The organism is Bythopirellula superficialaquae (assembly GCF_059632245.1).
Window position 1 is genome coordinate 1,013,592 of record NZ_CP197426.1, and the last position, 14,361, is coordinate 1,027,952.

General features: G+C 54.9%; 13 protein-coding genes. 5 read left to right on the forward strand and 8 right to left on the reverse strand.

Annotation, left to right across the window (positions count from 1 at the left end; genetic code table 11):
- Positions 1-94: 94 nt before the first annotated feature.
- Entirely contained in the window at positions 95-781 is a 687-nt protein-coding gene (locus SH678x_RS04205) for a metallophosphoesterase (protein ID WP_496921635.1), read from the reverse strand.
- A gap of 274 nt (positions 782-1,055) precedes the next feature.
- On the opposite strand from SH678x_RS04205, the gene thiC reads away from it, so the two are divergent.
- Together thiC and SH678x_RS04215 are read left to right on the forward strand one after the other, a co-directional pair.
- On the forward strand, positions 1,056-2,402 hold the full coding sequence (gene thiC, locus SH678x_RS04210; protein ID WP_496923055.1) for a phosphomethylpyrimidine synthase ThiC: 1,347 nt from the start codon (positions 1,056-1,058) through the stop codon (positions 2,400-2,402).
- Positions 2,403-2,434: 32 nt separating this feature from the next.
- On the forward strand, positions 2,435-2,848 hold the full coding sequence (locus tag SH678x_RS04215; protein ID WP_496921636.1) for a heavy-metal-associated domain-containing protein: 414 nt from the start codon (positions 2,435-2,437) through the stop codon (positions 2,846-2,848).
- 8 nt (positions 2,849-2,856) lie between these two features.
- Here the strand turns inward: SH678x_RS04215 and SH678x_RS04220 are convergent, their stop codons facing one another.
- From SH678x_RS04220 to thrC, 4 genes are all read right to left on the reverse strand, one after another.
- On the reverse strand, positions 2,857-4,317 hold the full coding sequence (locus SH678x_RS04220) for an MFS transporter (RefSeq protein ID WP_496921637.1): 1,461 nt from the start codon (positions 4,315-4,317) through the stop codon (positions 2,857-2,859).
- A 63-nt stretch (positions 4,318-4,380) separates the two neighbouring features.
- Positions 4,381-4,758, reverse strand: coding sequence for a hypothetical protein (locus tag SH678x_RS04225; protein ID WP_496921638.1), 378 nt, complete (start codon positions 4,756-4,758; stop codon positions 4,381-4,383).
- Between the two features lie 60 nt (positions 4,759-4,818).
- On the reverse strand, positions 4,819-5,607 hold the full coding sequence (dapB, locus tag SH678x_RS04230) for a 4-hydroxy-tetrahydrodipicolinate reductase (protein ID WP_496921639.1): 789 nt from the start codon (positions 5,605-5,607) through the stop codon (positions 4,819-4,821).
- A gap of 25 nt (positions 5,608-5,632) precedes the next feature.
- Entirely contained in the window at positions 5,633-7,048 is a 1,416-nt protein-coding gene (gene thrC, locus SH678x_RS04235; RefSeq protein ID WP_496921640.1) for a threonine synthase, read from the reverse strand.
- 506 nt (positions 7,049-7,554) lie between these two features.
- Between thrC and SH678x_RS04240 the strand changes: the two genes are divergently transcribed.
- The 3 genes from SH678x_RS04240 (at position 7,555) to SH678x_RS04250 (ending at position 9,413) form a co-directional block, all read left to right on the forward strand.
- Positions 7,555-7,926, forward strand: a complete 372-nt coding sequence (locus SH678x_RS04240) for a TraR/DksA family transcriptional regulator (protein WP_496921641.1) — start codon at positions 7,555-7,557, stop codon at positions 7,924-7,926.
- A 123-nt stretch (positions 7,927-8,049) separates the two neighbouring features.
- Entirely contained in the window at positions 8,050-8,640 is a 591-nt protein-coding gene (locus SH678x_RS04245) for a signal peptidase II (RefSeq protein ID WP_496921642.1), read from the forward strand.
- A 353-nt stretch (positions 8,641-8,993) separates the two neighbouring features.
- A complete protein-coding gene (locus SH678x_RS04250; protein WP_496921643.1) occupies positions 8,994-9,413 on the forward strand; it encodes an RrF2 family transcriptional regulator in 420 nt (139 codons plus the stop codon).
- Here the strand turns inward: SH678x_RS04250 and SH678x_RS04255 are convergent, their stop codons facing one another.
- From SH678x_RS04255 to SH678x_RS04265, 3 genes are read right to left on the reverse strand one after another with little or no spacing between them, the layout of a single operon-like run.
- A complete protein-coding gene (locus tag SH678x_RS04255; protein ID WP_496921644.1) occupies positions 9,414-10,487 on the reverse strand; it encodes a hypothetical protein in 1,074 nt (357 codons plus the stop codon).
- Positions 10,484-12,490, reverse strand: coding sequence for a hypothetical protein (locus SH678x_RS04260; RefSeq protein ID WP_496921645.1), 2,007 nt, complete (start codon positions 12,488-12,490; stop codon positions 10,484-10,486). The genes SH678x_RS04255 and SH678x_RS04260 overlap by 4 nt, the downstream gene beginning before the upstream one ends.
- Positions 12,487-14,049, reverse strand: coding sequence for a MotA/TolQ/ExbB proton channel family protein (locus SH678x_RS04265; RefSeq protein ID WP_496921646.1), 1,563 nt, complete (start codon positions 14,047-14,049; stop codon positions 12,487-12,489). The genes SH678x_RS04260 and SH678x_RS04265 overlap by 4 nt, the downstream gene beginning before the upstream one ends.
- Positions 14,050-14,361: the final 312 nt, after the last annotated feature.

Here is a 14,361-nt window from a genome sequence, read left to right on the forward strand (position 1 = left end):
AAACCGGGTGACAACGGTTGAGTAACACACCGAAGGTTGATGGTGTGACGACAGAGGAAACCCGGGGAGCAGTCTCCCCGGGTTTTTTGTGCTATCACCATCGTGGCGGAGGCAGTTTACCTTCACGAGACTCGCCACGAAGATTCGTTTGCCACACTTTGCCGGTTTCGGCTTCCAGCGCCGTGAGCCAACCGCCGCCGTGGGCGTAGGTGTCGATGCAGATTAAATGGCCCAGATTGAGAATCGCGCCTTGCTTATCGGAAGTGTGGCCCAACACGGCGGTCTTACCCGAGCAATGCATGCCGGGGCGAAAATTGCGGAGCGATTCCCAGCGCATCTCGTACCACGGCTGTTGGTCGAGCGGTTTGCGGGCGAGATAATTCCCATGGGCGTAAAAATGCGAGGGGGTTTCAAAATAGTCGCCCCATGATCGTAAGAATTCGATATGTTCTGGCGGCAGCCGCGACGCCGCCCAACCCTTGCCGTAGGAATCGAGCGTTTCGTCGCCACCATGGCTCAGCCAATCTTGCAGCGGCATTTTGTTGTCGACCGAGTCGAGTAACATTTCTTCGTGATTGCCCGAAATGCAAATCAGCTGGCATTCATCTTTGAGCTTGAGCAAGCGTTCAATCACGCCGCGGCTATCGGGCCCACGGTCGACCACGTCACCGAGAATGACGAGCGTATCCTCGGCTTGAAGCGCGAGCGCTGCCAGCAAGCGTTCAAAGGGTTCACGGCAACCGTGAATATCGCCGATGGCAATGGTGCGGGAAGTGGTCATGCCGATTCAATGCGGAGAGCGAAACGTGTTCCCGCGATTGTCGCTATCTGCCAGCGGAGGGCAACCGCATAAATCGTCGTGAATAAACTGTAATTATTCTCTCGAGTTGACGCGGCCTCGCTAGATTGACAAGCGCGGCCCGAGCGATAGGATGAACAGTTGCTAACAGCCCCAAGTTCATGGGCTGTTTGACTTTCCATTGCAAATGTTCGCCGGATCGTCGAGGCGATTTGGCGGCTCAGGGAGAGGAATTCCTCAAGAGATGTCAGAGCCGATCACCCAGTTGGAGCATGCCCGAGCCGGAACTATCACCCCTGAAATGGAGTTCGTCGCCCAGCGCGAAAAGCTCGAAGCGAATACGGTCCGCGAGGAAGTCGCCGTGGGCCGCATGGTGATCCCGGCTAATCGCATTCATTTGGAAGGCCGGCTCGAACCGATGTGCATCGGCATCGCCGCCACGTGCAAAGTGAACGCCAACATCGGCAACTCGGCCGTGACGAGCGACCAAGAAGGCGAACTCGAAAAGCTGCACACGGCCGTTCACTATGGTGCTGACACCGTGATGGATCTTTCCACGGGCAAGAACATCGACATGATTCGCAAGTCGATCATCGATGCTTCCCCTGTGCCGATCGGCACGGTGCCCATTTATCAAATGCTCGAGGAGTTGGGCGGCGACATCGAAGAGATGCGCCCGCAGCATTTTCTCGACATGGTCGAGCATCAGGCCAAGCAAGGGGTCGACTACATGACGATCCATTGCGGCGTGAAGCTTGAGCATTTGCACATGACCATGGGCCGCGTGACCGGCATCGTCAGCCGGGGTGGCTCGCTCATCGCTAAATGGATGATGTCGCATCGCAAGCAGAACCCACTTTATGAGGCGTTTGATGACCTATGCGACATCATGCGACAGTACGATGTCACGTGGAGCTTGGGCGACGGCTTGCGGCCTGGTTCGTTGGCCGATGCCAGCGACGACGCGCAATTCGCTGAACTCGACGTGCTCGGTGAACTCACGAAGCGTGGTTGGGAACGTGGCACACAGGTGATGGTCGAAGGTCCTGGGCATATTCCCATGGACGAAGTGAAAATGAATGTCGACCGGCAGATCGAAGTTTGCCAAGGCGCGCCATTCTACGTGCTAGGTCCGCTGGTGACCGACTTCGCTCCTGGTTACGACCACATCACGAGTTGCATTGGCGGTGCGCTTGCTGGTTGGGCTGGGGCCGCGATGTTGTGCTATGTGACCCCCAAAGAGCATTTGGGACTGCCCGAACGCGAAGATGTTAAGCAAGGTTTGATCGCGTACAAGATCGCCGCACACGCTGCTGATATCGCCCGCAAACGTCCTGGTGCTCGCGATCGAGACGATGCCCTGTCTCGCGCGCGTTTTGCTTTCGATTGGGACGAGCAATTCCGTTTGTCGCTCGACCCTGAAACGGCTCGGGCTTACCACGATCAAACGCTGCCTCAAGACACTTTCAAAAGCGCCCATTTCTGCAGCATGTGCGGGCCGAAATACTGCTCGATGAAGATCACCGAAGACATCCGGGCCATGGCTGCCGAGGGTAAGTTAGAATTACCGGTAGTGGCTGTGGGGGATTCGAGCCAAGGTTGATAATTATTCAAAAAGATAAGTAGGAAAATATAATGACTACTCGATTGGCTATCGTTTTGCTGATTGTAACTGTGGTTGGCTGTGCTGATAGCAACGTCGCAACCACCGATGCGACAAAGCCCGCAGCTACCGCCGTCGCCTTTAATGTCGCTGGCGCACCGACCGTCCAGTTTGAAGTCCCCGACATGATGTGCGAGGAGTCATGTGCCAAAGCGGTTCGCGAAACTTTGGCTGCTCAACCGGGAGCAAAGGAAGTCGTTGTCGATTTTCCCAAGAAGATCGCGACGGTAGCTATTGATGAAAAAGCCTTTAGCTCGGACGACGCCTTAGCAGCACTGCTGGACAAGCAATTTACTGAAGCGAAGCTCGTCGCTGCTCCCGAAAAGCCAGCGGCAGAACCCAAGGCACCGGCGTCACCGGATGCCCCCAAGCCGGCGGATGGTTGAGCGGCTCGCTATTGATCGCTCAGCATCTCATTTTTGGGATGATAAAACAGGGCGATCGGCAGCATAAGAACTGCGATAAACAAAAAGCAAATCGACCGCGGCCAGTCTTGCCATTCGATGATCTTTGTCAGGCCCCAGTAGATTGCCACAGCGAGCAAGATGCCAACCCAGTTGGCTTGGTTCATTACGGCGATCATCCGGCCTTTCTTGTCATCAGGTGGACGGGACTGCATAAATACCTGCAATGGCACGGCGAACAAGCCCGTGAATGCGCCCATGACGAGAAACATGGGCATGCTACCCCAAAAGCCCAACCATTGATCGCTCTCGCCCAAGCCAGGAAGTCGTGTCAGCTTTCCTGCTGCATCTTTAAGGTTTGCTATGTCACCGCTTGCTGGGATCGCAACGAGTGCCAATGTGACAAGCATGCCGATGCTCCCCACCCGTAGCAAGCGAAAATCGACACGTCCACGCGAAACGATGCCCCCGATCACGCAGCCGACCGCGATCCCGACGCCGATCATGGCACTCATATAACTCGTGTTGTCGTCACCAACTTGCAAGACGAGCTTTCCCAATGAGTTAACGGCGGGGGGAACAAGGCCCGCCAAGAGCCAAAACCCGCTCGAGACGACGAGCGCCATCATCAGTGGCCGATCAGCCCTGAGCAATTGGATCATGTCCTTGGGAACTGTGAGGGCTTCAGGTGTGAATTTTAGCTCGGGATTGGCAACAGGGACTCGTCTCACAAGGAGTGATGTCAGCGTGCCCACCACGGCGATGCCAATGCATGCGATGGAACCCATCCACAGTTGACCAGCAACCCTTTGTTGATCAGCGGCAACACGCTCAGCCTCAAGAAGTTCGTCTGCTACTGCGAGTTGTTCCGGGGATCGATGATCTGCCAGGAGAAGCCCTGCCACGGCGGTGCCGAATATAATTGCCAGAAACGTCGTCATGAGCATGAAACCATTGGCGCGCGGTAAGTCGCGATCGCGGAGCATTTCTGGTAGGATGCCGTACTTGGCAGGACCGAAAAAGGCACTCTGGGCAGCCATAAAGAAAAGCACCCCGTACATCGGCCACATGCTTTGGCTACTGCCATACATTGTGAAAGCAATGCCACCCAAACCCATCGCCACGATTTCGGCAACCTTGGCCCACACAACGATAGTTCGCTTGCTATGCTTGTCGGCAAGGTAGCCCGCATATCCCGTGAAGAGTAGAAACGGCACGGCAAACATAAACATGGGGAGCCACTGATTGTCGGCCGCTTCGCTCTTCAGCGCCTCATCCACGCCCGTGATCGACAACAACAAAACCAGTTGCTTGAACAGATTGTCGTTGAACGCCCCCAGAAATTGGGTGATCGTCATCCCCCAAAAGCTTTTGTCCGCATACAGTGTGGGTAGGGCGGACGTGTCGAGATGTTCGGTGACGGCTTCGGCTGTGGTTTCGGCGGAGGACATGCGAAGATTATGGAAGCCATTGCCGCCAGCAGCAATATGAATTGCCGCCGAAACACGGAGCGTTTAGCTAAATCCGGGCGAACGCTCTTTGATTTTGGCCAGCACTTCGGGCAGCGGATACGCGATGATTGGGACTTCGAGCGTGACGATTTCGTTAAGTCGTCGCCAGCCCCGGGTGAGCAATTCTTCCTGCTGCCGCACGAACTCGGGGTCGAGATTGCGCTTGTCGAACGGGCCGTCGCGAAAAATGGGTTCAAAATCATCGGCGACGATGTATTGCGCCAACTCAGGATTGCAGCGGATATGTCGCTCCGGCGTCGTGTGAAGGACCTCGGGATCGAGCATCCCCACGATATAGCGCAAATAAAGATCGCTGTCGGTGAGCGTAGCGACATCCTGGCCGCAAACGTCGCAGAGATATCCTTCGTCGCATTTGGCCATGATTGGTCCTTTTGTCAGTTGTTCGTGGTTAACTGCAACTGACAACTGGCTACGGGCAACTTACAAACCTAAGACATCGTTCATCCCGTAAAGCCCGGGTTTCTTGTCGACCACCCAATCGGCAGCGAGTAAGGCCCCTTGGGCGTAGCAATCGCGGTTGGAGGCCGCGACGGTCAGCTCAATCGTCTCGCCCAACATGCCAAACACGATCGTATGCTCGCCGGGATTGTCGCCCGTGCGGAGTGCGTGGTAACCGATCTCATTACGCGGCCGTTGCCCAGGCCGACCCGAACGGCCATGGATGTGCGAAGATTGACCCATCGCTTCGGCCACGATGCTGCCAAAACGCAAGGCCGTGCCGCTGGGAGCATCTTCTTTAAAACGGTGATGGCGTTCGATGATTTCGACGTCCACGCCCGAGGGCAACTTGGATAAAGACTTCGCCGCGACTTCGGTGAGCTTCATCAGTAAGTTCACCGAAGTGCTCATGCTCGGGGCCCAGACGATGGGAATCTTCGTCGCCGATTGGCGGATGAACTCATCCTGGTTGGCATCGAAGCCAGTCGTCGCAATCACCATCGGTTTCTTGAATTCCAAGCAATGAGTCACGGCAGCGATTGCGGCATCAGGGACCGAGAAATCAATGACCACATCGGCGTCGGATTCGCCAACCACAGACAGTGGAATACCAATTTGACCAACGCCAGCAAGCAGTCCGGCATCTTGGGCTAGGGCAGGGTGAGTGGCGGATTCCAGTGCGGCCACGATTTGGTAGCGACTATCCTTGCTGGCAACAGCGACGACGCGCTGCCCCATCCGTCCTGCCGCACCGTGAACTGCGATTTTCATGACGTGCCCTCCTTGAATCACAATATTAGCTATTCAATTGTATCGCGCGGACGATCTCATCCAGGTCGTTGGCCACGGCAACGGCACGGTTGGCGAACTCAGCTCGTTGGACACCACGGCTTCCCAGCACGCGATTGAATTCTTCTTGATCGGTGGTGTGATAAGCGACCGTGGCCGTCGGGTCTTTCAACTGATGGCCAGTAAGAATGCAAACGACACGATCCGAAGGAGCAATCACACCCTCGGCACGTAAAACCTTCGCGCCGGCAACACTCGCGGCGCTGGCTGGTTCGCAACCCAAACCACTCGCACCTACTTGTGCCTTGGCATCGAGCATTTGTTGGTCGGTGACTTCGCGGACAACGCCGTCGCAGAAGTCGAGTGCTCGCAGGCATTTTTGATAATTCACCGGGCGATTGATCTCAATCGCACTGGCGATCGTCGATGCGCGGCGATGATCGCGGTCGAGTTCGTGGTAGTAATTTTGCGCGGCTTCGGTGTCGATGTTTCCTTCATTCCACCGCTGGCCGCGAACTTCGAAGAGTTGATGCAGCGTATTGGCACCGGCGGCATTGATAATCGCCAGCCGAGGCACACGGTCGATCAATCCCAACTCGTGGAGTTCTATGAAGGCTTTTCCGAACGCCGAACTATTGCCGAGATTACCGCCGGGTACAACGATCCAGTCAGGAACTTCCCAATTCAGACTTTCGATCACGCGGTACATGATCGTTTTCTGGCCTTCCAGGCGGAAAGGATTCACGCTATTGACCAGATAGATCCCCATCTTCTGGCTGACTTGTTGCACGCGCATCATCGCGTCGTCAAAGTCCCCAGCAATTTGTAGCGTCAGCGCGCCATAATCGAGAGCCTGCGAAAGCTTGCCGTAAGAGATTTTGCCCGAGCCGATGAAGATGATGGCGTCCATCAGCTTACTCATGCCGCAATAGAGCGCAAGTGAAGCACTCGTGTTTCCAGTTGAAGCACACGCGGCCCATTTTGCTCCAATCGTATGGGCATGCGTGAATGCAGCCGTCATGCCATTGTCTTTGAAGCTGCCTGAAGGGTTCATCCCTTCGTATTGCAGCAGCAAATGACCGGGGTTCACGCCCACATATTGGGCAACACCGTTCGACGGTAATAGGGGCGTTTGGCCTTCGCCGATCGTGACGACTCTTTCGGGCGGTGCGAACGGCAGCAACTCGTGAAAACGCCAAACGCCGCTGCGGCTCAACGGCTCGTTTCGCTGTGACCACTTCTTTTCAAATTCCTTCAGCGACTTGGGGACGGGCAAGCGGTCCCACTCATAGGCCACATCTAACAGCCCGCCGCAGTCGTCGCACGATGTGCGTACTTCGCCCACGTCGTATGTCGCTCCGCAAGCGGGTGAAACACAACGCTGAAATGCCAAATCGGTGTTGATTTTGACCGAGGTCGCCACTTGTACTCCGCAATTCGACCCGCGCGCAACTCGAACGGCAGCACCGGAGGAGCCGTGCGGGAATTATGCCGCTGCGTTTGTCGCTTGAACGAAAAACCATCGGCCAAAGGCTCACCGATTTACGGTAAGCATAAAGAGCAAAACAACTTAGTGTCAGTTTAATGCGGGTTGTGTCTGGCTGCAACTCAGCACACTTCAGGCTACTAGGGACCTGTGAAAATCGCGCATTTATCTGCGCGAATTCACCCGAAAATCGAGCGATCAGATAAGCTCTTGATGCGTACTGAGGTATGTCACGCGGGAAGAGAATCCTGGCCGATCGAGGCAATCTAAATTGCTGTGAATAGGCTAATTGCAATTGTCGTAAGGTGTTGTTTTCACAGGGTTTATGGGATTGTGTTTCGCTGCCAAAGTGTTTGACGCCTTGTTTTGAACGTATTAGAATAACTGGTCTGGTCTCAATCGCAGAGTGCGTACTGGGAGAGGTTTACTTCGGAGAACGATAGATGAATTCCGCTGACTTGAAACAGTACAAAGAACGTTTGCTGTTGCTGCGTGCGCGGCTTCGCAACGACGTTACTTCCATGACCGATGCCGCTCTGCATAACGATGGCTCGGAAAGTTCGACAATGCCCATTCATATGGCCGAGCTGGGAAGCGACAATTTCGAGCAGGAATTTACGCTGAGTTTGCTGGCGACCGAAGAAGATACCCTCGGCATGATCGAACGTGCTCTCGAGCGGATCGAAAACGGTACCTATGGTACTTGCGAAGAGTGCGATGGCTCGATCCCCAAGGCCCGTCTCAACGCCTTGCCGCATACGCCCATGTGCGTGAAATGTGCTTCCACGCGTGACGCCCGCGAAATGGCGGGCTAAACCGGGAATTGGCGTCGTTGCGTTCTATCTCATCTGGCAGCGGAAGTCGTGTTGGCTCGTTCCGAGAAACGCGTTACAGTGCGCGTTATGGAACAAGCACATCAATTGGGCGGAACGCGCGCTATGAGAGCCCCCGCTGAAGCTCAAGCAATCGAAATTGGATCGCGTACGATTTCTGCACGCCGCGTGCTATGGTTTTGCTGTCTGGTCATTGCTGGGCTCGCGCTTGATCTCTGGACCAAGCATGCCGTCTTTACCAGTCCCAGTTTTTTTCACGGCGATGAGTGGTGGCTGTGGGAGAATCACATCGGGATTCAAAAAAGTCTCAACGAGGGAGCCTTATTTGGGATGGGGCAGGGCAAGGTTTGGATCTTCGCCTTCTTTTCGATTGTAGCCGCGATCGCAATTCCCACGTGGTTGTTCAAATTTCGCGCCGCCGAAGATTTCTGGCTCACCACCATTTTGGGTGTCATCATGGGGGGCGTTATTGGCAACTTCTATGACCGCGTCGGTTTGCCAGGCATGACGTGGGATCAGTTCAATCCCCATCGTGCGGGCGAAACTGTGCATGCGGTGCGCGACTGGATCTTGTTTCAAGTCAACGATCAATGGGTCTGGCCAAACTTCAATATCGCCGACTCATTGTTGGTCTTAGGAGCATTGGCATTGTTTGTGCGTTCGTTTTTTATAACCGAAGCATCACAACCGAAATAAGTTTGAGCACCAACTTTTGGGCACTTTGCAAGAGTTCGCATTCTTTGTGACATAAGTGAAATCGCTTTTGTCTCTTCTTTCATGGCTGCTGATAATCGTTCTCAAATTTGCATCGCAGTTGTTAGGTTAAGATTCTGTTAGAATTTAGCTTGACATGGCTCTTCCACACAGCGCACACTAACTGCCAGAACTCTTTTTCTCTGAAATACTGCAATTAATTTTTGGCTAGATCCGTAATCAATACTTTTTCGTGGCGAATTGACTAGCGCCGCGTGTATTGAAAGGTGGTGTCGACTGCTGAATATCGGCTGGGCAGAGCCGCACCTTTTCTCTTCATTCTGGGGGTCCATCTCATGCGATTATCGCGCGCGTCTGCATATGCATTGGGAGCGGTGTTACAGCTCTCACACGCTCCTGCGGGAATGCCGATTCCTTGTAGCCAATTGGCCAGACATGGCCAAATGCCTGAACGGTTTTTGTTACAAGTGCTCCGAAGTCTCGTCAATCACGGCATTCTTGTTTCCACCCGCGGCGTCGATGGAGGGTATGCCTTGGCGAGATCACTTGATGATATCTCGCTGCTGCAAATCTTAGAGGCCACCGACGGTCCACAAGTCCCCGTGATTCCGCCGCTAGATGCAATACCCGAGCAATCCCGCGAAAGCCTGGAGGCGGTCCTGCGCGATGTTACTGCAATGGCCTGCAGACGGATGTCCGACGTAAAACTTTCGAGCCTGCAAACCAGAAAGGCTGAACAGGAAGTCAGCGGCTGACTATTGCACGGCGGCCTTGCTGCCGTGAGGCGAGATGCCGATATTGATGCCCGGTGGAAGCGGTTTGACCGCCAGCGAGAAGCCCATCTCCCACAAACTACGTTTGAGCAAGCGAAATTCGCCAAAGCTATCCGTGTGGACCCACACCACAACGGCCGAGGAATTCCGGCGATTCGCGATTAGATGCTGATGCACAGAGCCACCCGTGCCCATCGCAAGTTCGATGTCCTGGCCAATCGATTCTGATGTGGGAAGTATCTCCGCGGCGAAATCGTAAGAATTGCGTTGCATTTCTCCCGCGCGGGGTCCATGAATAGAATTCAAGTCATCAATTTTGAAAACTTGGACTCGAATGCGATAACCATTAATTGGTCCAAAGGTTTCCGTTACGGCGTCACTCGATTGGAGTCGTCGTCCGATGTCACTGAAGTGAGCCTGCGCTTCCGCCATTAACTCGGTAAGCGGCACCACCGAGACCAAGCCATCTTTCAGTCTCAAGTGAATTGCGTCTTCGTCGATTTCCCGCGCGATCGGGGCGGGGCTATTTTCCAACTCTTCAACGACGTCAGGAGCCGACATCAGACTGACTTGCTGTTGTGTTAGTTCATCCAACTTGATTTCTGCTTCAGCAATCCGTTGTTGGACGTCGAACTCGTCTTGTTTGTCAGTATCGAGTGCTTTGCGTCGACGAGCGAGATCCTCTTCAATAAGACTCTTATGCATGGCTAATACCACGCGTTCCTGGTCATTGCCAGCCACTTCCTGCCGGATCCGCACCAGCCGAGTGGCGGCTTTCTCGACTTCCTCACGTGCAGCCAAGGCTTCCTTCCGCGCGGCTTCGAGGTCTTCTTCAAGATTTTCATCAACCGGCGGTGATGCAGGCTCCTCGATTTTAGCAACAGGAGCAACCGCCACAGGCTCGCTCAGGGGCTGAGCCTCTTGATTGGAATCGCGGGTGGCCTTCACACCAAAGAGCAGCGCCAGAATAAGGATCGCCCCCACGAAGTTGGCGACCACGTCCACAAACGATTTTTGTGACGACTCTTGTTGGATTTCCGGAAGATGCTTACTCATCGGGTCGTACCTCCCGATCGAGCAGAACCAGTTGCACCCGCGTTGGCGGTAGCTGGTAGTTGCACTTCCACACCGCTGCCCTTTAAGAGGTGCACAATTCGCGTAGCCGTCATCGAGGCATTCTCTTCGACGTGCAGTTCCAGCACGGGCTTCCAATACATGCCGCTACCGGCCATTCCCCATTCGTCGATACGCTCGTGGACCGCTTTCTTAAAGTTGTCGGAGATATCATTAATTGATTGATCGAGCGCGATTTCCTTGCCGGTAGCTTCGGGCCCACGTTTGGCAAAACCGGTGGGCATGATAATCATTTTGTTTTCTCGAACGACCACGGAAATCGGCCGGCTGATCGCAACAGCTTTTTGACGTGGCTCGTTAACAGCCCAATTTGCGCCCCGCGATTCGGCAATCGGTTGGCTCGGCGTGTTGGAGAAGTTCATGCTGGGAGTACCGCCAGAAGTTGCACCCTGACCAGCTCCGGCAGCGCCGCCGCTGCCCCCACTGCTGCCAGCCTTCCCAGCCGTTTGTTGGCTTCCGCCCCCGCCGCTGGCGGAGTCTTTGCCGTTGATTGGTTCGGAAGGAGCATTAGTCGTCGCTCCACTTGCTTGTGACCCGCCTGGGCCTTGGCCCGTACCAGTTTGTTGCGCGTAGCGTTGTCCTAAGGAATTTTGTTCTCCCGAAGCCTGCTCACCATTTTGTCCTTGAGCGCCTTCGCTGCCAGAAGTGGCTTTGCCAGTTCCATTGCCCGTTCCATCCCCTGCCATGGCGCCGATTTGAGATTCGCCTGGTTGCATCGAGCCGTCGCCGCTCATTTCCTCTCCAGGCTGTCCACCTGCTGCATAGCCATTGCCACCTGATCCCATGCCTTGGCCGTCTTTGCTACCGATACCGGCATAGGCTGAACCTTCGCGGCCATATTCGCCATTGCCTGAACCGTAGGCACCAGAACTCTGCCCAGTGCCGCTCCCTCCCATGCCGCTACCGCTCATTTTCATGCCAGGGAACCGGCTAGGAGCTGACTGCACCAAATGCACAAGCCGCTCACGGGAATTCATCACGGCATGATGTTGCGCGCGGGCCAATTGTGGATCAGGGGCTTCGGGGAAGCTGAGTTTCATATCCTCTTCCACGAATTCATAGCCATAGTCGGAATCCCAAGAACTGATAGCCATACGAGCAAGTGCGTACGCCTTGATCCCACTGGGGCGAACAATGAGCAACGGATACGGATCGGGAGGCTCCGGCGCACCCTCGGCAGCCGCCTTGTTGTTTAGATATTCGCGCGAAGCACGCAGGGCCGACGCCAATGGATTCCCTGGCCAATTCGGAGCAAGGAAATCCTCTTCCGTCAGCACCAGACCTTCGGGGTGCAGCACGACCCCCTTGCTGCTGCACTCGATGTAGATCGGTTTACGGTAGGTGCCGTTTTGTCCCTTGTAAGGAATAATCGCATACGAGCGTTTCCCTTGAGGAGCGTCCTCGCGCAAAACTTCCAATTGCTTGGTCGTGTCGATAACAAGTTGCTCGAGTCGGTCCGCTTCTTTTTTCGCTTGCTCTTGATCAATAGTTTGGTTGGCTTCGGTTTGTTTGAGCTGTTCGTCGGCGATGGCGAGCTTGGCCAATTCTTCCTGCAACCGGCGCAGGTGTTCTTCGGAGTGGCTCAACTTGGCACTCTCTTGCTCAAGCCGTTTGTTGGCCTCGTCCTTGAGCTCTTTGAGTTGCTGCTGATACGCGGCAATTTGCTCGAGCTCTTCCTTAAGCTGCTCTTGATCGTCGGCTTTTACTTGCACAGGCGTAGGGACAGGCACAGGCACCGGAACTGGTTGTTGTTCGACAGCGAGTAATTGCGAGGGATCAATCGCTGGCTGCGATGCGTGGTGGGCCGCTCTCTGGACGAGCACGACCAACAACACCAGCAAGGTCCCCATGGTGCATAGCATCACGGCAAGGAAGGGGATCAGGCTCGTCGCTTCGGAGTTCTCGCTTTTTTTGCGATTGCTCATGCTGCCTTAGTCTGGGGGCGTTGGGGTGACAACAATTCGATGGTTTCGCCCGAGACAAGCGTCTTGCCCAAGTGGGCTCCGAGCAATTGCAGGACGGCCGACAACTCGTCAATTGTTTGCTCGAAGTTTTGAGTCACGGCCAGCGACTGAAGATTGTCGTTGAGCGTTTCTTCGAGTTGTTTGATCTGGTTGGTCGCCTCGATCACTTTAAGCAGCGCGTCGCCCTGCCGCATCAATTGCTCCTGCTGAGCCAGCGACGCACTCGCGGAATCGACGAGTGCCGTTTGCATTTCGCGCAGCAGTTGCTCGCTCTTAGCGACAAGTTTTTCCTGGCGATTGGAAGCGACAATCATAGCCTCACCGACCGCGGCTTCGACGTCGGCCAAATGACGACGATTTTCTTGGGCCATCTCGGCTTCGGCTTTGGTCAACGCTTGGGCATGGAGTTCCAAGCCTTCGTTGAGAAACGTAGCGTGCCGAATGAGTGTGTCTTCCAGAGTTTTCGTGTGTTGCTCGACACCCGCGTTGAGGGACTTGGCATGTCGTGTCAGTCCTTCAAGCACGGCCCCCGACAGGGCTTCGTCAAGCGCCGTAGCTGCCGATGCAAACGATTCTTCGAGCGAACCGGCGGCACCGGCCATCACACGGTTGAGCGTCGAGGCGGTATGCTCAAACATTTCTGTCCAGCGCCGGCCCGTTTGATCGAGGGTCGACTTCAGGAGTTCGGCCTGTTTCTCAGTGCTGGTTTGCACGACGCTGAGCAATTGCTCCGACATCTTGCGAACCGAGGCCAGATGCGAATCGTTTTCGCTGCCGTATTGTTGGAACCGCCCTATGAGCAGTTCCTCGGCTTTGGCGTCGACGGCACTCAGTAAGCGGCCTTCAAGTCTTTCGGCGAAAAGCTTGGCAAACAACAGGATCGTCGTCAGGGCGATCGCTTGGATCGTTGAATCAAACGCCGCGCTCATGCTCGTAATGATTGCCGGAAGCGATTGCTCGTTCGCAGCATCCCAATTGGCAAGTGCCATCGTCACACCGACCGCGGTTCCTAAGAGGCCCAGGATCGGAATTGCAATCAATAGCGTGCGGACCAAGCCATAGCTTTGCGCCGCGCGGTTGACATCCGCTGATTGAAGAAATTGGAGATGAGTATCAAGCGTGTCGGCAGTGCGTTTCCGCTCGACGTATTTCAACGTGTTTGTCAGACGCTCGACGAGATAGCTGTTCTGGAGCGAAGGGGCGAGCGATTCCAGTTTCGCGAGCAAGCCTGGAACGTCGGCAACAGTTTGGCCGTTGATCCCAGCGTTGGGCAGACGCACGCTGTCGAGCGTGGCAAACTGTGCAAAGACGCCGAGCATCTTGATGCCCATCGCCGCCATGCCGACGAAGAACAGAGCAGTCGTCGTATAGTTAATCCAATGCGCCGCGAAATAGCGGTGCGTGATCGTGGTTTCGGCGCTTCCATTCACATAGAGCGCGTAGAACGCGAGGCACGCCAAACCGCCCCAGATGAACGACTGGCGTAACAACCATTCTGAAATGGAACTGATGCGAGACACGGCGAACTCCCTTTCGCTCGGGCAGCAACAAAACGTGCGGAGTATGTCGGCGCACGCCGATTCCGCATAACCTCAAAATCGGCGTAATCGTCAAAGTTTATGAACTCAATCGCGAAAATGAAGCCTTGCTAGCAAGCTATCAGCGTGTAACTGCCGGTTGGACTCTTGAATTGCGTTGGTATTCCTCGCGCGACCGCAAATCTTAGCGAGCCCCTAAACTTTACGAAAGCCGCAACCTCGGTTGGTCGATACTTGTGTACGTCAAATGGAACATACCTGGTCTCTTGAAGGCCGGAATCAATACAGCTTGTA